We start from the raw sequence: 20,212 nt of genomic DNA on the forward strand, positions 1-20,212 counted from the left end.
CTGCTTCTCTGCGTGGCGTAACCATCCCTGCTAATTACTATTTCCGGTTTCCTTCCTGATTATACTCTCCCCGTAGTAACAAAAGAGGGATCAGACATCACACTTCTTTTGCTTATCAGTGCCAAGTTATAAAATCTTGATTGATGGGTTGCGAGGATTTAAGCTTGCTTTCGTAGTCTTTCTAGGTTTTGTTGATGCAATTCTGGGAAGTTTTCTAAATCATCTATTGACTGCGGCGCAGGGAAGATTACAGCGTCTTCAGAGGTGAATCGATCTAAATAAGTTTGAAAGGCTTGATCATCTTCTCTGTGGTCAAGGATATATTGACGCAATTGGACACGGGCCATTGTCATAAAATCTGGTTTACTCATACGTATCTCCACTTCCCGTCTAGGTAAATTATAATTTCATTTTCTTCACCAGCGATAATTACAAGATTTTTTGTTCGTTCATCGATTCGCACTAAAAACACAGGTAAATACATTTTAGTAGTCCAAAAACTTAAGATAAACAACGTTTTCAATTGTTCTACAGTAGGCATATTTAAATTATTGCCACAACAAATTTTTTACTTTGGCGTGACTGAAGTTGAGTTAGTATATTTCAATCGTGAATATTTAAGTATTTTTTATACATCTATATACGTTTTATTACATAGATAAGTCAGCCGCATTTGCCAGAGTGAAAAACGCTCGCTCATAAAACCTCTAAAATCTAAGTTAAATAGCTTTGATATAGTTATGGGAATCACTCGCTCTATGCTAGGGACTGTTTATTTAAAAAACCTAAACTCTAACTAGTGCGATCGCTCACCTTATTTGGGACAGCAGCACGATAAAATTCTAAAACCATAATCGTACTCAAAAGGTCTAAATGGCAGAAACACTATTCTTCAACGCCTTACGGGAAGCCATTGATGAAGAAATGGCGCGTGACTCCAGCGTATTCGTTCTTGGTGAAGATGTCGGGCACTACGGCGGTTCCTATAAAGTTACCAAAGACCTGTACCAAAAATATGGCGAACTCCGCATTCTAGACACCCCTATCGCTGAAAATAGCTTTACTGGGATGGCTGTAGGAGCCGCAATGACTGGGTTGCGTCCGATCATTGAAGGCATGAACATGGGCTTTTTACTGCTCGCCTTCAATCAAATATCCAACAACGCTGGGATGCTGCGCTATACTTCTGGCGGTAACTTTAAAATTCCGATGGTAATTCGCGGCCCTGGAGGTGTAGGACGGCAGCTAGGCGCAGAACATTCCCAGCGACTAGAAACCTACTTCCAAGCTGTGCCAGGGTTGAAGATTGTTGCCTGCTCCACACCAAGAAACGCTAAAGGACTACTGAAATCCGCTATCCGCGATGATAATCCAGTGTTGTTCTTTGAACACGTTCTGCTTTACAACTTGAAAGAAGATTTACCAGAAGAAGAATATTTACTCCCCTTAGATAAAGCAGAAATTGTACGTCCAGGGAGAGATGTGACAATTATTACTTACTCACGGATGCGCCATCATGTAGTGCAAGCCCTAAAAATTCTTGAAAAACAAGGATACGATCCAGAAGTTATCGATTTAATATCCCTCAAACCATTAGATTTTGATACCATTGGTGCATCAATACGTAAAACTCATAAAGTCATTGTTGTGGAAGAATCGATGCGAACTGCGGGTATTGGAGCAGAAGTCATCGCCTCAATAAACGATCGCTTATTTGATGAATTGGATGCGCCAGTACTGCGGCTTTCTTCCCAAGATATTCCTACACCTTACAACGGCAATCTGGAACGACTGACAATCATCCAACCAGAGCAAATAGTAGAAGCTGTGGAAAAAATGGTGGCGTTGCGAGTTTAGGAACTGGGGAAGGTGGGGCCCCCTCTGGGGATAAGGGGTAATGGGGACTGGGAGAATAACTCATGCCCAATCCCCAATGCCCGATCCCCAGTCCCCAATACTTACTCATAACTCCTCAAAAGAGCGCTATTATAGCGTTTGTCAGATGCGAGTTATGGTATGCAAAGACAGCGATCGCTATTAATTTTGATTTTAGTCCTGATAATCGCCGCGATTACGGTGATTGCCACTATTCCGATACCTCTTGGGCTAGACTTGCGCGGAGGTTCACAGCTCACAATTCAGGTGAAACCATCACCGGAAATTCCCAAAATCACCGACCGAGAATTGGAAGGTGTCAAGAAAGTTGTCGAAGGCCGGATTAATGGTCTGGGTGTTTCTGAGCCAGTAATCCAAACAGTCAGCTCAGATAAAATATTGGTGCAACTACCAGGAGTCAACGATCCAGAACAAGCTGAACGGGTATTAGGGGGTACGGCGCAGTTAGAATTTCGTACCCAAAAGCCGAATACAGAAACTCAACTGCTTGCTTTTCAAGCATCAAGAGCTGAATTAAAATTCAAGCAAGAAGAATTAAGAAAGAGTATCGACAAAGCGGCAATTATCAAGAATCAAGAAAATTTACAGAAAAATAATTCTGCGATCGCAGAATTGTTTGAAAGCACCAATCCACCGCTAATTGGCAAATACCTCAAGGATGCTTATGGTGAACCCACTCAAGGTAACAACTGGAATGTTGCCATTCGCTTCGACCAAAAGGGTGGTGAACTGTTTGCCAATTTGACAAAAAATCTCGCTGGTACTGGGCGTAGCATTGGTGTTTTTCTGGACAATGAAGTGATCAGCGCTCCTACTGTAGGTATAGAATTTGCCGCCACTGGTATTACTGGTGGCTCTGCTGTGATTACAGGACGGTTTACCGCTCAACAAGCCAATGACTTAGGCGTGCAGTTACGCGGTGGCGCATTACCTGTACCAGTAGAAATAGTTGAAAACCGTACCGTCGGGGCAAGTTTAGGTAAAGATAGTATTCAACGCAGTATTTACGCTGGTATTGGCGGATTACTGTTAGTATTAATTTTCATGTTAGTTTACTACCGACTACCAGGGTTAATTGCCGACTTTTCTTTAATCATCTACGCGCTATTAACCTATGCCACCTTCGGTTTGCTAGGCATTACATTAACTCTCCCCGGTATTGCTGGGTTTATCCTCAGTATAGGCATGGCAGTTGATGCTAACGTATTGATTTTTGAGCGCACCCGTGAAGAACTACGTGCTGGTAAAACTTTATATCGTTCTGTAGAGTCTGGATTCTACCGAGCTTGGTCTAGCATTTTAGATAGTCATGTCACATCATTAATTTCTTGTGCAGCACTGTTTTGGTTAGGAGCAGGTTTAGTTAAAGGCTTTGCTTTGACATTGGCGCTAGGGTTAGGGGTGAATTTGTTTACTGCCATTACTTGTAGTCGCACATTGCTGTTCCTAACATTGGGATTTCCCAACTTGCGTAAGCCAGAGTTGTTTTGTCCCAATCTCTCAACGTCAATTAAGTCTGGTGCGGAGGTACAGTCATGAAATTTAGTCTCATCAAACGTCGGAGACTTTGGTGGACAATTTCTGCCACCCTGATGATCGTTAGCATCGTGGCGATGGTGATTTCTTGGCAACAACTAGGCGCACCCCTACGTCCCAGTTTAGATTTCGTTGGTGGTACGCGACTACAATTTGAACGTGATTGTACACAAGCAAACAACTGTACTCAACCGATTGAAATTTCTGATGTCAGGGAGGTAGTTGACGCTCAGAAGCTAAATAATAGTAGCATCCAAGTTGTTGGTCAAAAACAACAGGGAATATCCATTCGCACAAAGACATTAAATGTCGAGCAACGCACCCAGTTGCAAACAGCTTTGAGTGAAAAAATTGGAGTCTTTAACCCCAAAGCCACTCAAATTGACATCGTTGGCCCAACACTTGGTCGTCAGCTATTTTCTCAAGGGTTATTAGCTCTGGTTGTCTCCTTTGCTGGGATCGTTATTTATTTAAGTGTGCGGTTCCAGGTGGACTATGCCGTAATCGCAATTATTGCATTGTTCCATGATGTTTTGATTACGCTGGGTGTTTTCGCCATCTTAGGATTAGTAGTAGGTATTGAAGTTGATAGCCTTTTCGTGGTTGCTATTTTGACTATTACTGGTTTCTCGGTGACTGATACCGTGGTCATCTACGATCGCATTCGGGAAATACTGAATCAACATCCTAACGATCGCATTGACAAAGTTGTTGATGATGCAATCAATCAAACTTTAACGCGATCAATTAATACCACGTTGACCGTTTTGCTAACATTATTTTCTCTGTTTCTATTTGGTGGTGAAACCCTGAGAAACTTTGCCCTGGCCTTAATTATTGGATTCACAATGGGTGCATATTCAAGTATTTTCATAGCCGGTACTCTCCTTGCTTGGTGGCGAGAGTACAGGGGTAAATCCCAGGTGCTAAACAGCGCTAATTCGATTGATACATCTCCCAGTTCCCAGGATAGTTAAACTTGTGTATATTTCACAATTAGGTGAGTGAAAGCATTTTGAATCGCTCACCCACGCCTTGCAATCTTATTCCGCTATGGATCAACCGAAAGAACCATTAAATACTGTCCCAGACTTTGAGAAATCTGACCCATCGTTTGTTCAACAAGTACAAAGGCTACATCAACTGACAGTATATGGTCGGTGGCTGTTTGTCGGCTGTTTATGGCTGACCATTGCGCCTGTTTCCTTGTGGGGTCTACGTGCAGAAATTGCTCTGTGGCAACAATATTTTACCTGGGTGGCAGTGAGATTTGGATTATTCTACCATCCACTGTCTACCTTCGGTCTCGCCTTTTGTCTTGGCATGACTGCTGCTGTTTTAGTTTGGCAAAGTCGGAATATTCTACTCGGACTACCACCGCAAGAAAAACAACGTTTAGAAAAACAAGTTTATCGGATACGTCAACAAGGAGAAACTCATCCTCTATGGAAGTGGGTTTGTCATTAAAATTTCTTTCTCTACACGTACAGCAATTTATCGCAAAATATGACTTAACCTTACTAAACATCTGCCCAGAAATCTTGTAGAGACGTAGCACTGCTAAGTCTCTACAAGATTTCTGGATAATACATATTTAATTTCACCAAATGTCTGCTCAAAGATACTGCCAAAAGTGGATGCCATACATGAACCATCTTCAGATTAAATTTAGCGATCGCAAGTCTGAAATTGACCTTTACCAACTCCAAGAACTGTTAAACGTTTCCGCTTTCTGGGCAAAGGGACGCAGTATTGAAGATTTAGATATAGCTATTGCCAACAGTGAGCCAGTGATTTCTGTTTGCGATCGCGATCGACTCATTGGCTTTGCTAGAGCAACATCTGATGGCATCTATCGCGCCACAATTTGGGATGTTGTGATTCATCCAGAGTATCAACATAGTGGGTTGGGAAGCAATTTAGTAGAAACCGTTTTGAGACATCCCCGCATGAGGTCGGTTGAGCGCGTTTATCTAATGACTACTCACCACCAGGGTTTCTACGAAAAGATTGGTTTTCAACCCAACACTACCACTACGATGGTACTACATAACCGAGCTAACCGTACTTTCCTTGCTGCTACAGAAGTTCAGCTTCAGGAATCACCGAAACAGTTCCGAGCAATGAGTGCTGAGTGCTGAGTATAAGAACTGTTGTAGTAGTAGGGTAGTCAAGAAACAAGATTTCCTCTCTACTACTCAGGACTCAGGACTACTTACTAAGGGGATAGAGATTTGTAGTCTGGTAAGCTGCTGAGGTGGTTCCTTGACAATGGTTGAGGGCAAGATTTCTAACTTTCCTCCTATAACTTCCAGCAGAGTCTGGTTAATTAACAGTCTCATTCCTGGGGAAAGAGCAGTCTTCTTCTGGTCAATCTGGGTCAACTGATTTTCAATTTTGAGCAAATCAATCGGCTCGCTCCAGGTCATAGCATGGGTTGGGATATCTAGCCAAATATTTACAAAATTGTTTGTAGATAGGGTGTTACTAGAAATGCAAATGCTACCTTCCTCCATCTGAGTAATAGCAGTATCTATTAAACTGATTAATACTTGGCGCAGCCAGAGGTAATCTGTCAAAATATAAATTTCTGAGTCGGCAGGTAATAACTGTAAGGGATAATTGCGATTTGCCGCCAGCATATAAGTTAAGTCATGAACCTCCTCTAAAATTGAGGCTAAGGGTATAGGCTGAATATCTAATTTATTGGTGCCATGTTCAGTTCTAGCAACGTTGAGAATTTCATCCATTAGCTTCAGCAGCTTCAGCGTTCGCTCGTGAGCTTGGGCAATAAATTCTCGCTCTTCAGCTGGATTTTCACACAAATCTGACAAAATTAATTGATGTAAGCCAATCAAACCATTAAAAGGCGATCGCAGTTCATGGGTAGTCCGCGCCAAAAAACCAGCTTTAAACTGGCTCATCTCCCTGGCCATCAGGTATGCCAGCTGCGTTTGCTGTAGCTGTTGCGATATTGGTGGCATATCCTGTTCAGCTAATGGCGCTACTGGGGATGAGCGAGATGAAACATTTGACGAGCGCCCAAATAACTGACGGAAAACCATACCTAGTGCTATTCCTACTCCTAGATATATCCAGTTGCTCCAATTCATATCTGGCAATTATTAACTTGCTAATTAAATACAACAGCGCAAACTAAAGTTTCAGATTTCTCTGTTGTTAAAACATGAAAACAACATTATAGCTACCTATACTTGGTTATCAGTTGATAAATCTAACTCAATCGCACCTTGCCGCAAAATCTGCCAATTTATCCCTGTCCATTTAGCAACAGTGGAAGGTATACCCATCCCTGGTATTTCACCCTGATATTCTGTCGTTGCTAAAGTCAAAACCTGGGGAAACTGATTCTCAATTTCTGCGATTGTTTGCAAAGGCGGCTGACCAGAAAAATTGGCGCTAGTGGTGGCAAGAGGGCCTGTTTGAGCCAAAATAGTTTGAGCGATCGCACTGTTTGGTACTCGAATGCCAATTGTTGTGGGATCGATGGGATTCATAACTTTTGGTAGGCGTTGACTCGCTGGCAAAACTAATGTCAGTCCTCCTGGCCAATATTTATCTGCTACTTCTTGCCAAACTTTATACTCGTTCTCACTACCTTTGACATACAGCCACAAATCTTTAGCACTAGCAGCCATCAAAATCAAAGGTTTGTCTTGACTACGTTGCTTCGCCGCAAAAATTAATGCTGCTTTTTCTGGTACTACTGCAAGTGCGGGAACAGTATCAGTCGGAAAGCTCACCAAAAAACCAGCACGTGCGCCAGTTATTAGATTTGTTAGAGAAACTTGTGTCATTTTTACTGACAATATTCGTCCACAAATTTTACTGTTGTTGCGAATGAACGAGGCTTTACCATGCTAAGAACCTTGGTTTTGTCATTTGTTTCAGATTAATACTCTTGCCGACAGTAGCCCGTAAAGCCAACTATTGGTCTAGCTCAATGCTAGAATCTATTACCCTGGTAGATGACAAAATTTGTTCTGCAAGTGTGACTGACACGCGAATTCTTCTGGTTTTGCCATTGTTCTCAATTTTGCATTTACAGATTTATAATTCGTGATTGTTTCGCCAGTAAACCTGCAAGACGTTCAGCCGTAACTGCATCATCATTAACATCAGGTAGGCCAATTATATTAGCATGGTCTGAAGAGTCTTGTATCACATCTAACCCTAAATCCCGAATGCGTCCTACGTGCAAACTGGCTAGTGCAAAACACTTGTTAAACTTTGCCGCACACTGCTTAGGCGAGCAGTATGCGGCAATATTAACTGAAAGACCTTTTTCGTTTTTATTTCTACGTAAAAAATAAGCATCCGCTTTTACTCTTTCTGTATCTTTATCTATCCATTGTTTTCTAAGTAATGCTCTGTAAACAATGGCGCTACATGACAATGGGTTATATTCTTTCTTGCCACTATTAGATTGTTCATCATCCATCACACCTGATTGAGCCAGTCTAACCAACTCGCTAAATTGAATCCTGTGACATTCTTGACAATATTATATTCTGAATCTTTCTCATGGTACAAATATACTTCTTTATAATGGTCACAGGGACAGATAAGACGAACTTCGGCTTCTGATTCAAATTTAGTCCAGGTGAGTCGAATACCTCCTTCGTCATCCGTAGAGACAGACGCTTTTCTAAAAGAATCTTTCAAAAATTGTGATGCTTCAGTAATAATGCTCCACGCTTTATCAAAGGCATAAACAGTAGGCCTCACAATACCATATTCATCTTCTTCATCTTCTTGCCAAAGTTCAATTAGGCGTTCTTGAGTGATTTTTAATGCCTCATTCAATGAATTACTTGATCCCGCAAAGCTAGATAGATATATTCTGGAGAATATTTCAGCAGGATCTTGTTTTCTAGGTTGAATATCTTCTTTCAATTTATCAATAGATTTAATAATCGCTAATATTTTTGAAAATTTATGCGATGTATAAACCTGAACATAAGCTGGTCGTTTGCTAGTAACTTTAGTCTTTGTTAAACTATCAAAATTTGTAACACGATTAGGAATTAAAGCTTCCACATATCGTTTAATTGAATATTCAATAATACTTTCTTCTCTATCTATTGCGGACTGGTTTTGGGAATCTAATATAGCTATCATAATATCTGATTATTCGGAAAATAAAGTTGTAAAATAGCTTGTGATTCAAGCTGCATAAGGCTAAAAAAACTTTTTATTTCCTCCAGATTGAACTTGCGATCTTCCAAGTCTTGTGCAAGTGTATTTAAATCTTGTTCTACTATTAGTGCTGAATGCGTTTGATCGTTATTTACTATCAATCCACTTTTACAGCGAGTCCACACATTAACCACAAAGTTTTCTATATTTTTAATAGAATGGTTGTGAATTTCAAAGTTCTCAGAAGAGGAAAAAACTTGATCTATTAATTCTGGCTTACAAAATTTATTACTTAACAAAGTTGCTGGTTTTTGTGTTTGATGAACTCTTATTGTAACCAAGCCCAAGCGGTTAACTTCTATTTGCATTGACTGAATGTAATATTCTAATACTTCCTTGCAAATATCAACAATTTCTTGTGTTTCTGTTTTTACATTGTCAGTTCTTAACCATAAAGAATTAATTCGCGCAGGTGAAATTTCTAACCTATAAGCTTTATCTTTACTTTGTAACACTATTCTAGGAATCTCTAAAGGAACTTCTTCCGGTAGAGGTAGTGCCTGGACATCACCATCATATCTTTGGGAATATTTACTTAGAACAATACCTAAAGCCTTTGAAGCAGCAAAGGAAGAAATATTTGGTGTAAAAATCGATAATTGAAGTGTAACTAGGTTTAAGTCTTGCGCCTGAAGCATCTTGCAACTACCAGAAATTAACTACACAAGCCCTGTCAAACAAAAGCTTTGGCTCTAAGGAATCATACATACAGTTTTTGTTTCGTATGTTTAGCTGCTTGTACAACACAATTATTAAGGCTTTAACCTAAATAATTTTGCTCTTAGCATTAATTTACTACAATTAGCAAGTAAAATCTGTAAAGTTTCTGCCTCTGTTTGATATACATAGTAAACAAAAGCAAGCCGACGATATAAGTAAATCGTATAAAAAAATACAATGTAATTCAGAAAGATTGGCGGCTAGCTACGGGCTTTAGTTTTTCTACCCTGATTATTAGGACTTAAACATTTTTGATGCAGAAATAAGCCTCAAACCCATACAGAGTAAGGAAAATACACCAAAGTCTCAAAAATGCTTGTAAACCCAGATATATCAACAAACTAGGCAACCTGAGGTCAAAGTATCTCTGTATATACATTTGAGGTTTTTTTCTGGCTACTTTTTGTCTAAGTCCCATTATGCAAAAAATATGATTAATCAGAATTACACCCAACCTGATTAGGCTGTGTCTTATCTCTGCGCTTTAAATTCAATCTTTATGTGGCAAACAAGGTTTTACGAAGATATCAGGGTTTGAAGCGTGTGCGCGATGGCGATTACCAGCAGATGTAAATTGCCGCAGTGGCAAGATAAAAAATGCGATCCCGATTAAAAGTTTGATTAAATCAAATTCTAGATTATTCGCCTTGGTGGAATTTGTTATATTAAGTAGATTTGCTCTACCTTCATTCCAGGCACTGTCATACTAGATAATATAAGTCTTGACCAATTACCAAACTCATAATTTCTCACTCATCACTTTTAACTTTTATAAGCAAGGGCAAAGCGTTCAATTCCAGCTAAATCAGCGTGAATTTGAATTTTATAATAGCTACCTTGATTTTGCAAAAGTTCTTGCACTGTATCTGCCTGTCCTGCCATCATCTCAATCAGCCACAACCCACCAGGTTGCAAATAACTGGGGGAGATTTCGATCAAATGGCGAATGCTATCTAAGCCATCAGCGCCACCATCCAGAGCTAAATGCGGTTCGTGGTTAACTACTTCTGGCTGCAAAGTAGTTAAAGTACTAGTGGGTATGTAAGGTGGATTTGACACCATACCACTGAACTGACCTTTTAAGAATGTCAGTGGCTCCCACCAGGAACCTTGATAAAATCGAATCCGGTCTGCAAGACCCAAATTATCGGCGTTGGATCGAGCGATCGCCAGAGCTTCTAAACTGTAATCAACCGCATGAATTGTTGCTTTTGGCAAGACATCTGCTAATCCCAGTGCGATCGCTCCACTTCCAGTACCCAAATCTGCCCAGTGTCCTGAGGCATTGCTAGTAGATGCTTTAGCTAAATCAATTAAACACTCTGTCTCTGGTCTAGGAATCAAAACCGCACTTGACACCGCGATTTGAAAGTTACGCCAAGGTGTAACGCCGGCAATATACTGCACTGGTAAGCGGTCATTTAATCGCCTCTGCCACAGATGGTCTAACTCTTCTAGCGGCAATTGCATCTGGATTTGCGGCCAGTTTTTAAAAGACTCTAAACGCAGTGCCAAGCGGTCTAACCCAGCAACTTCGAGGAGTAGCCAATCTACCTCCATTGGTGGCACATCAGTGGCGATCGCTGCTTCTAGAGCTGCATTCCGCCACTGCCAAAGTTGTAAACCAGAGACTATTAAATGTTTCTCCCCCATACCTCAACCTTGGAGCGCATATCCGTTATTTTTTCGGAGCGGGGGCAGCTGGCTTGGCAGCTGGTGATTGATTTGGCGCAAGGGAGCGAATAAAATTGATCGACTCCCGTGATGGATACAGAACAATTTTATTGATACTAGGATCGCTGCTGCTATTGAGAGCCTCCATAACACCGTACAAATCCACTACTTGAATTTCAGTGTTATTTGCTTCTTTTGGCACGGCTTTTTTGAATTCGTCTAACAGAGCCACTGCTTGTTCTTTCTCAAAAAAGAAAGGGATGTATCGTTCATTACCTTTAGCAAGGGGAATAGTCAGATAGCTATTATCTTTCTTAAATTTGGGTACAAATAAGGGAATGCCATTGAATTGCTCTACCTTTTTACCATTTTGATTCAGCATACTTGTTGCCGAGGCTACTTGCTGTTGCGTCGGCACTAAAGTATAAATCACAGAATCTGATTTCTTTTTGCTTTCTTGGACTATTTTATAGTAGTCTGCTAAGGACAAAGGTCTAACCTGTAGAGTGCCTGCCAACTGGGGATTTTCTTTTTTGAGTCGGCTGTCAAGGAATCTTTGAGCATCTTGCTTGCTAATAAAAAATCCTACTTGTGAGATTTGCTTGGATGCGTTGTTTCTCGAAAGAACTACGAACTCGCCTTTAGGATTGGTAAGCGTGAATACAGGTACTTCTTGGAGCTTTTTCACCACCTGATCTTGTGGCAACGCGATCGCTTCTAGATTGCCTAGTCCTGGCATATTGCCTATTCCTGAAAGTCCGGTTAAAAATACACTGCCAGCTATACCCAATGTCGCACCTAAGCGAATAAATGATTTCATGACTGCTCCTCGCATCAATAGTCCAATTAAATTCAACAAATGGTTGGATTTGCACAGCACCAACTAGCTTTAGTTATATAGCAATTCATTTTAGTTTTGAAAAATTCATTGTGCGCGTTGAAGTTGAGTGTTAAGCCTCAACGGTCAAAATCCAATGTTCCCTAACTATTTAGAGTTGCTATAGTATCGTTTTCACAAATTGGCTGTGCTAACGTTGTGTTTTTCCAGGTTTCGCTTCGCTATTTACCGCGAAATGCCGTAGATGCCTATTATATGTCTTCTCAAACAGTAAAAAGTCTCTCGCTCTCTCCAACTTTGGAGATGATAAATGCCATTTTATCGGCTTTTTCTAATATTGGTTGACGCTATTACTTAATCAATCGTTCCATCTGCGATTGGTTTAATATCTTCTCAAATCTATACAAAGCTCAGTGTCAAAAATCACCTTATTACTTAATGGCGAAATTTACCTGTTAGGCTTCAACAGCAGAACAGCCTAAGAGCTGATTCGTAAAGAAAATCTTAAGGGTACTCAACTCATTACTAGGTCTGAGTTTCAGCGAATAAGTGCTTTATTGACTTAAATTCCTGAAACCCTTACTAGACAAGTACTTTACTTGAGTTTACGAATTAGCTCTAATTAGTCTTCTGCGTAAAAATATCCAATTAAATTGCAGATTTAGCAAAGGAAACCTAGCTAATTACCTTGACTGTTAACTATATTAATTAAATCGGGATGACAGGATTTGAACCTGCGGCATCCTGCTCCCAAAGCAGGCGCGCTACCAAGCTGCGCTACATCCCGTTATACTTAATCTACTTTTTTGGGTTTGGTTTTATTTTCCATCAAAGCGATCGCACTTCACAAAAGCATTAAGCCAATCATATCACATAACACCGCTCATGCCTAATATATTTATATTTCTGCAAATTCGAGCTAAATTAGATAATTACACTGATAAAGGTTTGTCTGCCGACTTCGTTTTACAAGAGATATTACTTGTTCGTTCGTCGGCTAAACCTTGCCAAACCAAATTAAAATAATAGATTTATACTACTATACCTACCTGATTTTATTGTGCGAATCGGGTTTTATTTGGATTGAGTGTTAGTGAGGATACCAGAACATACCTTTGATGCCTTCTGGATCGGCCATAAACCCCATAGTTCGGTAGAAATCTACAACATGGGGGTCAGCAAAGAGAGTGACATTACTAATTTCTTCACTCCTAAGTTTTTTAAGAACATATTTCATCAGCGCCTTACCCAGTCCTTGACTTTGAAAGTCCGGGTGAACTACTACATCCCAGATAGTGGCATTAAACGCGTGATCTGAAGTAGCACGGGCAAAACCAATGAGCCGCTTTTGGTTTCCTCTCACTTGCCACATTGAGGCAACGAGAAAACTATGCTCAATAGCTTTTTTCACTTTTCTTAGAGGACGACGCGACCAACCAACTGCATCACAGAGTTCTTCTAGCTCATATAGGTCAATATCTCGTTCCGTGCTGAACACGATCCGAGCTTCCTTTGAAGAAGCTTCGCTAATACTACTGGGGCTATTGCCCGCAGTTTCTGCTGTATGCTCTTCAAAGAGGTTTGTCCTAGTTGTCCCTACAGATTCAGGAGTACTAAACCAAGTTTTCCAAAAACCCATGCCAACGCGGTTCGGGTAGTATAACTGAATTGGTTTCCACTCTCAGGAGTGTTGATTCACTTTTAACAGCGCTACCCCATTTACTATCCTTTACACTCAATTTTCGTTTGTTTTCGGGATTTGCAATGGTAACAGCCAGTTAAAGCGTGTTTCACACCAATCATTTTCAACTTTAGCATTTTGTTGTAAAGGCTAGGAGAAATTCACCAAAAGGGTAAGGATATAAACAATCCAAAATTCAAAAATCTAATCCTGGCAATTGCTCGTATAGAGCTTAAATGCACGTTAGCTTAGGAGTGAATTGTATACACAGGATTGGGCATTGGGAATTGGGAATTGGGTATCGAGAACACTTTTGTGTTGTCCCCTTGTCCTCGCAGTCTTCAATCTCCAGTCCTCAGTTCCAAACACCCAGCCCCTAACACCCACCTCCCAGATGACGAAAGCAAGCGAGTCTTACCTTTAACAATGGCTTCTGGTTTAAAATCTTCCACACTGGAACTTCTAAAGCGCTTTAACCGAGCGTTTCCCCAGTTTTATGAGCAATTCGTCAGCAGTGAAATTCAACTGCAAAATTTGCGGCTAGCCTACCGTCTCTATAAAACTAGACGCGCTGTTATTGAACTGAAACCGGAAGGTAGCAAAAGTGCCCTGCATTTTGCTTACCGTAACCAGTCTTTTCTCCTCAGCGATATTTTTGGTGTACTAGCAGCTTATGGGTTGACTATCCACGGTCTGAGTCTATACGGTCAGATCCGTCCGCCAATGTTAGTTTTTATCAAACTTTTGGTATCTCGTGGTAGTAAAGCCTTGACCGAGAAAACCGCAGAAAATGTCTGTCGCGCCATTCGCGAGGCTTTAGGAGGTCGGTTTGAGGTAGAAGAGATGCTGGCAGTAGAATTTAATCTTGACACTGGCTTAGAGCAGGTACAAACTGAGTTCTATGTCGATCCGGTTTTTCATCTTCCTGCTCTAGTGATTGAAGCTGATAATCAACCAGGATTATTCTACAAAGTGATGTACGCTATCTGGCAGGAAGACCTTTTGGTAGTCAATGCCAATTTACTGGTTTGGCGTGGACGTACACGGCTAATTCTCTACTTGTTAGGGCCGAATGAAAGCCTTATTCCTGAATATCTGGGTCACAAAATTGCTGAAGGAGTGCGACAGAGGTTGTTGGGTAAATAAAAAAGTGAAAAGTGAGGAGTTATGAGTTAAAAATTCCTCACTCCTAACTTCTAACTCTTTCCACTTTAGTATTTAGTCGCACCCGTCCTTAAGGGTACGATATAAGTATGGCAACTATCGAAATCTTGGGCGTTCCACACGCATACGAGCTAACGGCTCCCACTTCCTGCCCCCATGCTTTAGTATTTATCCACGGTTGGCTCAATAGCCGTGGATATTGGCAACCTGTGATTTCCCGCCTATCAGATGATTTGCAGTGTTTGTCCTATGATTTGCGGGGTTTTGGTGAATCCCAGTCCCAGGTAAAAACCGATTTTAGTCGAGCACAAACGTCTTTGAGTCTGACGCCCATCTCCAGTAGTGCGGTTAGCTCATCTTTCGATTCTCTTTATACTCCTGCTGCGTATACTCAGGATTTAGCAGCTCTTTTAAAACAGCTAAATATTACCAGTGCTTGGCTAATTGGTCACTCGTTGGGTGGGACGATCGCTCTTTGGGGAGCAGATCAAATGCCTGAGTGTATTAAGGGCGTTATCTGTATTAACGCTGGTGGTGGTATTTACCTCAAAGAAGCCTTTGAGCAGTTTAGATCGGCGGGTCAGAAATTTTTGCAAGTCCGTCCGCGCTGGCTCTCCCAAGTGCCTTTGATTGATTTGCTGTTTACCAGAGCTAGTGTGGCTCGTCCTTTGGAGCGCTATTGGGCACGTCAGCGAGTCATAGATTTCGTTGTGGCTGATCCAGAAGCGGCTTTGGGAACTCTGTTAGACTCTACAACTGAAGAAGAAATCAATCGTTTACCTGAGCTAGTATCCCAACTGAAGCAGCCAGTTTATTTTTTGGCTGGCGCAGAAGACAAGGTCATGGAACCCAAGTATGTGCGCCATTTAGCTAGCTTTCACAGACTTTTTCAATATTGTGGTGAAAATGTCCTGGAAATTCCTAATTGTGGACACCTGGCGATGTTGGAACAGCCGGATGCTGTGGCCGATCATATCAGATCGATAGTCAATAGTTATAGGGTATAGGGCATTGGTGGTTATAAATGACAAATGACAAATGACTACTCAATAGGTTGATACAACTTCATTACCTGAGTCAGCCCTAACCTAGACTCAACGCCTAGTGTGAGGGGGGATGTATGACCACGGGATAGATGGTCAGCAGCGGCACAGCCAATCATGGCGGCGTTATCGGTACAGAATTTTAGAGGTGGGAATAGGACACGTAGGTTGTGTTGAACGGCGGCGGCTTGGAGGTTTTTTCTCAAGCCACTGTTTGCAGCTACACCGCCACCAATGGCAATTGTGTCTAGACCATAGTCAAGGGCACAGGCGATCGCTCTTTTGGTTAGCGATCGCGCTACCGCATCCTGAAAGCTAGCTGCTACATCTGCCACTGGTACTTGTCTACTATCTTTTTCTAACTGCTGCACTAAACGTAATACAGCCGTTTTTAACCCACTAAAACTCGTATCATAACGATGAAATCCACCACCGGGTAGAGAAACTCTTCCTTCTGGTAAAGCAAAGACTTGAGGATTCCCCTCTTGTGCCAACTTGTCAATCACTGGTCCACCGGGATAACCCAGCTTTAACAATCGCGCCACTTTATCAAAGGCTTCACCCGCAGCATCATCACGGGTTTGTCCTAAAGTTTCGTATTTACCACAATCTTTGACATAAATCAAGCTTGTATGTCCGCCTGAAACCAGTAAGCTAAGGAAAGGGGGATTTAAAGTTGATTCACTTAAATAAGTTGCGTAAATGTGACCTTCGAGGTGATGAACTCCCAAAAATGGCTTGTTGTGTACCATTGCCAAGGTTTTGGCAGCAGTTAACCCCACTAATAGCGCTCCTACGAGTCCAGGAGCACAAGTGGCGGCAATTGCGTCGATTTTTCCCCAGTCTAATTGGGCTTGCTCTAAAGCTTGGGTGATCGCTTCATTGATTGTTTCCAAGTGCTGGCGAGACGCTACTTCTGGTACTACTCCGCCATACTGCTGATGGATCGAAATTTGCGAGGCTACGATACTGCTGCAAACTTTACGGTTGTTAACAATTGCGACGGCTGTTTCATCACAACTGGTTTCTATTGCTAAAACGGTTGCCATTGAGGATGCTGAGTTTTGAGTATTAGAGACAAAATCTTGCTTCTTTACTACCCTACAACAACAATTCTGATACTCAAGACTGGTTCTCACCACTTAGCACTCGATAAAGACTTGGTTGAGAAGCTTTAACTTTTATTTACTTAAACTTTACTCGGTTCCCACCCAAGAGTATGATGACTTCCTAGTTATGCAAATAAACAACTGTACAAGCCGCTTCGTTTTGTACAAATAACTTCTTGTTTTGTAATAAAAGGAAACAACTCTATGCGACGATTGTTTGCTTTGATTTTAGCGATTAGTCTTTGGTTCAACTTTGCCCCCCCAGCACAAGCTCTAGGGGCTAATTTGACACCATGCGGAGACAATCCCGCTTTTCAACAGCTAGCAGCTAATGCCCGTAATACCACTGCCGATCCTCAATCAGGGATAAAGCGATTTGAGCGTTATTCTCAGGAGCTGTGTGGTCCTGAAGGATACCCCCACTTGATTGTTGATGGTCGTCTAAATCATGCTGGTGACTTTTTGATCCCTAGCATTTTGTTTCTATATATTGCTGGTTGGATTGGTTGGGTAGGTCGTGCCTATCTGCAAGCAATTAAAAAGGAATCTAACACTGAACTAAAAGAAATCCAAATCGATCTTGCTTTGGCACTACCCATCATGGCCTCAGGCTTTGCTTGGCCAGCAGCAGCAGTCCAAGAATTGCTCTCTGCAAGATTAGCAGCCAAGGATTCAGAAATCCCCATTTCTCCGCGCTAAATTCAGTTTAACTAATTCATTCGTTTTGGAGACTAAATTCATGGCAGACAAAGGCGACCAATCAGCTTATTTGATTAAATTCATTTCCACAGCGCCCGTGGCAGCTACCATCTGGATGATAATCACAGCAGGTATCTTGATTGAATTCAACCGCTTTTTCCCTGACTTACTTTTCCACCCACTACCATAAGTGTCAAATGGGATTTAGGACAATTGAATCAATTTCTGGTTTTTTGCTTAATATTGTATAGTTGATGTATTCAGCTTAGTTATGCAGAATTATCACCAAAATAGACAGCAAAAATAGTTTTTTGAAACTCGTGATCCTGTTTATAGATCGCGAGTTTCACAGTTTTAAAAGAAGCTAAATTAATTTTTCTAAACTTCTTAAACAAAATGCTTCTTTAGCTACAATTATTATTAATATGAAAATGCCACCATTTTAATTTTAGAGGCGAACATAAAATATGGCACAAGCAGTAGATGCATCAAAGAATCTTCCCAGCGATCCTAGAAATCGGGAAGTTGTTTTTCCCGCATTCGGCGATCCACAGGTAGGCAACCTAGAAACCCCGATTAATTCTTCTCCCTTGAGCAAATGGTTCATTAATAATTTACCTGCCTATCGCCCAGGTCTGGCTCCTGCTAGACGCGCTTTGGAAATTGGTATGGCTCATGGTTACTGGCTATTTGGCCCTTTTGCCAAATTGGGCCCACTGCGGGACACAGATAATGCTAATTTAGCTGGATTACTAGGAGCTATCGGGCTGGTTGTAGTTCTCACAGGCGCTCTGTCGCTGTATGCCAGTAGCAATCCACCCAAAGCACTTCCTAGTGTTACCGTACCCAAGCCACCAGCAGATGCTTTTAACTCTAAAGAAAGCTGGAACAACTTCGCCAGTTCTTTCTTGATTGGTGGTATTGGTGGTGCAGTAGTTGCTTACTTTTTGACTAGTAATTTGGCACTAATTCAAGGTCTATTTGGTTAATTACTAGGAGTTAGGAGTTAGGAGTTTAAATAATTCATAACTTCTAACTCTTAACTCCTAATTTATTTAAACAAAACTGCTTCAATATCATTTAAAGCAGTTTCAAAATCGTCATTAACGATTTGAATATCAAATTCATCTGCGGCTTGAATTTCTTCTTGGGCGCGGAGCAGACGACGGGCGATCGCTTCTTGGGAGTCTTGAGCACGAGAGCGTATTCGTTTTTCTAATTCATCAAAGGAAGGCGGTAAAATAAAAATGCTGAGGACACTGGGAAAAGAAGCACGAATTTGTCTTGCCCCTTCTAATTCAATTTCCAGTACCACTAACTTACCGGCATGAATTTGGGTAAGTACAGCTTCACAGGGAGTGCCGTAATAGTTACCAGCAAATTCTGCCGATTCTAAAAATTTACCTTCAGCAACTAATTGTTCAAATTTACTGCGGCTGATGAAGTAATAACTTTTGCCATCGATTTCCCCTGGACGGGGAGAACGAGTTGTTACAGATACAGAATAATAGAGTTCTGGATGACGTTCTAGGAGCGATCGCATTAAAGTGCCTTTACCGACCCCACTGGGGCCAGTTAAAACAATTAACCTGCCTAAATGTAAGCATTCTTCGGTAGTCGCACTACTGTGGATGGGTAAAACTGGCATCATCCTTTCAACCTGTAAATCAATCAATACATATTATTCATTAGTCTTGTGTTCCTGGTCTAGTCCACTAATGACTAAAAAGTTTGTAGCAAGAGTAACATAAAATTTGTCTAATTTACATGGTACTACTGATCCGGTATAAAGAGAAGTGGGAAAAATCCACTGCTAATCAATTATCTACAGTTTGATGATCGCGAGAAATTACAAAGCGATTCGCTACCGTTTCCGGCTGAATTGCTGACAAAATTACGTGGCTAGAATCGGTGATAATTACAGCTCTAGTGCGACGACCGTAAGTTGCATCAATCAGTTGACCTCTATCCCGGGCATCGGTAATAATCCGCTTAATCGGGGCAGACTCTGGACTGACAATGGCAACTACTCGGTTGGCAGACACGATGTTACCAAACCCGATGTTAATTAACTGAATGTCCATAAAAAAACTGACGCTAAAGGCGGTTTGATAAAGCTTGAAATAAACTTCTTTCCATGTTATCGCCAAAAAACAGGAGTTACAACGCTTAAATTCAAGCCAATCTGCGTTTTTAAATAATGTCTGCTTCTTTTAGCTATTTATTAGTTATTTTTCCTAAAAATATTCCTAAAGATATAGGCAAAATCATACTGATACGAGCTAGTTAGGTGATGTATTTTCTATGAAAATAACTAGTACCGCAAGAGGCGAATTCAAAATTTACAATGATGCTTGCGGACTCGCGAACAAAATTCAAACAGGTATACAGCGTAAGCATTTTACTGATTTGAAATGGATAGTTTATTTACGCTGTGCTGTAAAAAGTTAGCTTACCTTTAACAAGGGGCTATGCCGCGCCAGAGCATTTCAAAAGAAGTAAATAACTTTCAAACTTGTGTTATTGTCCATTACCCAATCTTTCAATCTCCTCAATCAAACGCTCCTAATCAAAATATTCTAAATCTCGTTCTTGTAATTATTTCAATGTAGTTTCTAACCACAAGTGATAA

General features: G+C 41.1%; 24 protein-coding genes and 1 tRNA gene. 11 read left to right on the forward strand and 14 right to left on the reverse strand.

The window, feature by feature from the left end; translation table 11 throughout:
- Positions 1–158: 158 nt before the first annotated feature.
- Positions 159–371: a DUF6887 family protein gene (locus V7K89_RS13550; protein WP_335187854.1), complete on the reverse strand. Its 213-nt coding sequence runs from the start codon at positions 369–371 to the stop codon at positions 159–161.
- A complete protein-coding gene (locus tag V7K89_RS35885; RefSeq protein WP_442941654.1) occupies positions 368–541 on the reverse strand; it encodes a DUF6888 family protein in 174 nt (57 codons plus the stop codon). The genes V7K89_RS13550 and V7K89_RS35885 overlap by 4 nt, the downstream gene beginning before the upstream one ends.
- 332 nt (positions 542–873) lie before the next feature.
- On the opposite strand from V7K89_RS35885, the gene V7K89_RS13555 reads away from it, so the two are divergent.
- From V7K89_RS13555 to V7K89_RS13575, 5 genes are all read left to right on the forward strand, one after another.
- Positions 874–1,857: an alpha-ketoacid dehydrogenase subunit beta gene (locus V7K89_RS13555; protein ID WP_335187856.1), complete on the forward strand. Its 984-nt coding sequence runs from the start codon at positions 874–876 to the stop codon at positions 1,855–1,857.
- 159 nt (positions 1,858–2,016) lie between these two features.
- Positions 2,017–3,435, forward strand: a complete 1,419-nt coding sequence (gene secD / locus V7K89_RS13560) for a protein translocase subunit SecD (RefSeq protein WP_335187963.1) — start codon at positions 2,017–2,019, stop codon at positions 3,433–3,435.
- Positions 3,432–4,409, forward strand: coding sequence for a protein translocase subunit SecF (gene secF, locus V7K89_RS13565; RefSeq protein WP_335187857.1), 978 nt, complete (start codon positions 3,432–3,434; stop codon positions 4,407–4,409). The genes secD and secF overlap by 4 nt, the downstream gene beginning before the upstream one ends.
- A 76-nt stretch (positions 4,410–4,485) precedes the next feature.
- Positions 4,486–4,899, forward strand: a complete 414-nt coding sequence (locus V7K89_RS13570) for a hypothetical protein (protein WP_335187859.1) — start codon at positions 4,486–4,488, stop codon at positions 4,897–4,899.
- A gap of 179 nt (positions 4,900–5,078) precedes the next feature.
- Positions 5,079–5,573: a GNAT family N-acetyltransferase gene (locus V7K89_RS13575; RefSeq protein WP_335187861.1), complete on the forward strand. Its 495-nt coding sequence runs from the start codon at positions 5,079–5,081 to the stop codon at positions 5,571–5,573.
- Between the two features lie 57 nt (positions 5,574–5,630).
- Here V7K89_RS13575 and V7K89_RS13580 read toward each other — a convergent pair whose 3' ends face one another.
- The 8 genes from V7K89_RS13580 to V7K89_RS13615 all read right to left on the reverse strand — a co-directional run bounded on the left by V7K89_RS13580 (position 5,631) and on the right by V7K89_RS13615 (position 12,671).
- A complete protein-coding gene (locus tag V7K89_RS13580; protein WP_335187863.1) occupies positions 5,631–6,545 on the reverse strand; it encodes a sensor histidine kinase in 915 nt (304 codons plus the stop codon).
- Positions 6,546–6,641: 96 nt separating this feature from the next.
- Positions 6,642–7,250, reverse strand: a complete 609-nt coding sequence (locus tag V7K89_RS13585; RefSeq protein ID WP_335187865.1) for an L-threonylcarbamoyladenylate synthase — start codon at positions 7,248–7,250, stop codon at positions 6,642–6,644.
- 245 nt (positions 7,251–7,495) lie between these two features.
- The gene (locus V7K89_RS13590) at positions 7,496–7,894 is read right to left on the reverse strand and encodes a hypothetical protein (RefSeq protein WP_335187867.1); all 399 of its coding nucleotides are present in this window, start codon (positions 7,892–7,894) and stop codon (positions 7,496–7,498) included.
- Positions 7,894–8,574, reverse strand: coding sequence for a hypothetical protein (locus V7K89_RS13595; RefSeq protein ID WP_335187869.1), 681 nt, complete (start codon positions 8,572–8,574; stop codon positions 7,894–7,896). The genes V7K89_RS13590 and V7K89_RS13595 overlap by 1 nt, the downstream gene beginning before the upstream one ends.
- Positions 8,571–9,290 (reverse strand): hypothetical protein, encoded by a 720-nt coding sequence (locus V7K89_RS13600; protein WP_335187871.1) that lies wholly within the window; start codon positions 9,288–9,290, stop codon positions 8,571–8,573. The genes V7K89_RS13595 and V7K89_RS13600 overlap by 4 nt, the downstream gene beginning before the upstream one ends.
- Before the next feature lie 844 nt (positions 9,291–10,134).
- A complete protein-coding gene (gene prmC, locus V7K89_RS13605; protein WP_335187873.1) occupies positions 10,135–11,025 on the reverse strand; it encodes a peptide chain release factor N(5)-glutamine methyltransferase in 891 nt (296 codons plus the stop codon).
- 25 nt (positions 11,026–11,050) lie between these two features.
- Positions 11,051–11,866, reverse strand: a complete 816-nt coding sequence (locus V7K89_RS13610) for a Tic22 family protein (protein ID WP_335187875.1) — start codon at positions 11,864–11,866, stop codon at positions 11,051–11,053.
- 731 nt (positions 11,867–12,597) lie between these two features.
- A tRNA-Pro gene (locus V7K89_RS13615) sits at positions 12,598–12,671 on the reverse strand.
- Positions 12,672–12,769: 98 nt separating this feature from the next.
- Here V7K89_RS13615 and V7K89_RS13620 point away from each other — a divergent pair.
- Positions 12,770–12,910 (forward strand): hypothetical protein, encoded by a 141-nt coding sequence (locus V7K89_RS13620; RefSeq protein ID WP_335187877.1) that lies wholly within the window; start codon positions 12,770–12,772, stop codon positions 12,908–12,910.
- A gap of 64 nt (positions 12,911–12,974) precedes the next feature.
- Here the strand turns inward: V7K89_RS13620 and V7K89_RS13625 are convergent, their stop codons facing one another.
- On the reverse strand, positions 12,975–13,523 hold the full coding sequence (locus tag V7K89_RS13625; RefSeq protein ID WP_292859591.1) for a GNAT family N-acetyltransferase: 549 nt from the start codon (positions 13,521–13,523) through the stop codon (positions 12,975–12,977).
- Positions 13,524–13,991: 468 nt separating this feature from the next.
- On the opposite strand from V7K89_RS13625, the gene V7K89_RS13630 reads away from it, so the two are divergent.
- Positions 13,992–14,711 carry a hypothetical protein gene (locus tag V7K89_RS13630; protein WP_012410214.1) on the forward strand — a complete coding sequence of 240 codons (720 nt, stop codon included), beginning with the start codon at positions 13,992–13,994 and terminating at the stop codon, positions 14,709–14,711.
- A 107-nt stretch (positions 14,712–14,818) separates the two neighbouring features.
- Positions 14,819–15,736 carry an alpha/beta fold hydrolase gene (locus tag V7K89_RS13635; protein ID WP_335187879.1) on the forward strand — a complete coding sequence of 306 codons (918 nt, stop codon included), beginning with the start codon at positions 14,819–14,821 and terminating at the stop codon, positions 15,734–15,736.
- Between the two features lie 35 nt (positions 15,737–15,771).
- Here the strand turns inward: V7K89_RS13635 and tsaD are convergent, their stop codons facing one another.
- Positions 15,772–16,821, reverse strand: a complete 1,050-nt coding sequence (gene tsaD, locus V7K89_RS13640) for a tRNA (adenosine(37)-N6)-threonylcarbamoyltransferase complex transferase subunit TsaD (protein ID WP_335187881.1) — start codon at positions 16,819–16,821, stop codon at positions 15,772–15,774.
- 264 nt (positions 16,822–17,085) lie between these two features.
- On the opposite strand from tsaD, the gene V7K89_RS13645 reads away from it, so the two are divergent.
- The 3 genes from V7K89_RS13645 (at position 17,086) to V7K89_RS13655 (ending at position 18,569) form a co-directional block, all read left to right on the forward strand.
- Complete coding sequence (locus V7K89_RS13645) at positions 17,086–17,580, forward strand: Photosystem I reaction center subunit III (RefSeq protein ID WP_335187883.1); 495 nt, start codon at positions 17,086–17,088, stop codon at positions 17,578–17,580.
- Between the two features lie 40 nt (positions 17,581–17,620).
- Positions 17,621–17,770, forward strand: a complete 150-nt coding sequence (gene psaJ / locus V7K89_RS13650; protein ID WP_335187885.1) for a photosystem I reaction center subunit IX — start codon at positions 17,621–17,623, stop codon at positions 17,768–17,770.
- Between the two features lie 277 nt (positions 17,771–18,047).
- Positions 18,048–18,569, forward strand: a complete 522-nt coding sequence (locus V7K89_RS13655) for a photosystem I reaction center protein subunit XI (RefSeq protein WP_335187887.1) — start codon at positions 18,048–18,050, stop codon at positions 18,567–18,569.
- Between the two features lie 62 nt (positions 18,570–18,631).
- Here the strand turns inward: V7K89_RS13655 and gmk are convergent, their stop codons facing one another.
- Together gmk and remA are read right to left on the reverse strand one after the other, a co-directional pair.
- Positions 18,632–19,231 (reverse strand): guanylate kinase, encoded by a 600-nt coding sequence (gene gmk, locus V7K89_RS13660; RefSeq protein WP_335187965.1) that lies wholly within the window; start codon positions 19,229–19,231, stop codon positions 18,632–18,634.
- A gap of 166 nt (positions 19,232–19,397) precedes the next feature.
- Positions 19,398–19,664 carry an extracellular matrix/biofilm regulator RemA gene (gene remA, locus V7K89_RS13665; protein ID WP_073639751.1) on the reverse strand — a complete coding sequence of 89 codons (267 nt, stop codon included), beginning with the start codon at positions 19,662–19,664 and terminating at the stop codon, positions 19,398–19,400.
- Positions 19,665–20,212 lie beyond the last annotated feature (548 nt).

Origin of the sequence: Nostoc sp., assembly GCF_036917515.1 — a bacterium.
GTDB lineage: Bacteria > Cyanobacteriota > Cyanobacteriia > Cyanobacteriales > Nostocaceae > Nostoc.

Coding starts and splice junctions, on each gene's coding strand:
- V7K89_RS13645 (WP_335187883.1), top strand. CDS start 17,086: ATGCGACGATTGTTTGCTTTGATTTTAGCGATTAGTCTTTGGTTCAAC.
- secF (WP_335187857.1), top strand. CDS start 3,432: ATGAAATTTAGTCTCATCAAACGTCGGAGACTTTGGTGGACAATTTCT.
- V7K89_RS13550 (WP_335187854.1), bottom strand. CDS start 371: ATGAGTAAACCAGATTTTATGACAATGGCCCGTGTCCAATTGCGTCAA.
- V7K89_RS13570 (WP_335187859.1), top strand. CDS start 4,486: ATGGATCAACCGAAAGAACCATTAAATACTGTCCCAGACTTTGAGAAA.
- secD (WP_335187963.1), top strand. CDS start 2,017: ATGCAAAGACAGCGATCGCTATTAATTTTGATTTTAGTCCTGATAATC.
- tsaD (WP_335187881.1), bottom strand. CDS start 16,821: ATGGCAACCGTTTTAGCAATAGAAACCAGTTGTGATGAAACAGCCGTC.
- prmC (WP_335187873.1), bottom strand. CDS start 11,025: ATGGGGGAGAAACATTTAATAGTCTCTGGTTTACAACTTTGGCAGTGG.
- V7K89_RS13590 (WP_335187867.1), bottom strand. CDS start 7,894: ATGGATGATGAACAATCTAATAGTGGCAAGAAAGAATATAACCCATTG.
- V7K89_RS13555 (WP_335187856.1), top strand. CDS start 874: ATGGCAGAAACACTATTCTTCAACGCCTTACGGGAAGCCATTGATGAA.
- V7K89_RS13655 (WP_335187887.1), top strand. CDS start 18,048: ATGGCACAAGCAGTAGATGCATCAAAGAATCTTCCCAGCGATCCTAGA.
- V7K89_RS13630 (WP_012410214.1), top strand. CDS start 13,992: ATGGCTTCTGGTTTAAAATCTTCCACACTGGAACTTCTAAAGCGCTTT.
- V7K89_RS35885 (WP_442941654.1), bottom strand. CDS start 541: ATGCCTACTGTAGAACAATTGAAAACGTTGTTTATCTTAAGTTTTTGG.
- V7K89_RS13585 (WP_335187865.1), bottom strand. CDS start 7,250: ATGACACAAGTTTCTCTAACAAATCTAATAACTGGCGCACGTGCTGGT.
- V7K89_RS13600 (WP_335187871.1), bottom strand. CDS start 9,290: ATGCTTCAGGCGCAAGACTTAAACCTAGTTACACTTCAATTATCGATT.
- V7K89_RS13610 (WP_335187875.1), bottom strand. CDS start 11,866: ATGAAATCATTTATTCGCTTAGGTGCGACATTGGGTATAGCTGGCAGT.
- V7K89_RS13580 (WP_335187863.1), bottom strand. CDS start 6,545: ATGAATTGGAGCAACTGGATATATCTAGGAGTAGGAATAGCACTAGGT.
- V7K89_RS13635 (WP_335187879.1), top strand. CDS start 14,819: ATGGCAACTATCGAAATCTTGGGCGTTCCACACGCATACGAGCTAACG.
- psaJ (WP_335187885.1), top strand. CDS start 17,621: ATGGCAGACAAAGGCGACCAATCAGCTTATTTGATTAAATTCATTTCC.
- V7K89_RS13620 (WP_335187877.1), top strand. CDS start 12,770: ATGCCTAATATATTTATATTTCTGCAAATTCGAGCTAAATTAGATAAT.
- V7K89_RS13625 (WP_292859591.1), bottom strand. CDS start 13,523: ATGGGTTTTTGGAAAACTTGGTTTAGTACTCCTGAATCTGTAGGGACA.
- remA (WP_073639751.1), bottom strand. CDS start 19,664: ATGGACATTCAGTTAATTAACATCGGGTTTGGTAACATCGTGTCTGCC.
- V7K89_RS13575 (WP_335187861.1), top strand. CDS start 5,079: ATGAACCATCTTCAGATTAAATTTAGCGATCGCAAGTCTGAAATTGAC.
- V7K89_RS13595 (WP_335187869.1), bottom strand. CDS start 8,574: ATGATAGCTATATTAGATTCCCAAAACCAGTCCGCAATAGATAGAGAA.
- gmk (WP_335187965.1), bottom strand. CDS start 19,231: ATGATGCCAGTTTTACCCATCCACAGTAGTGCGACTACCGAAGAATGC.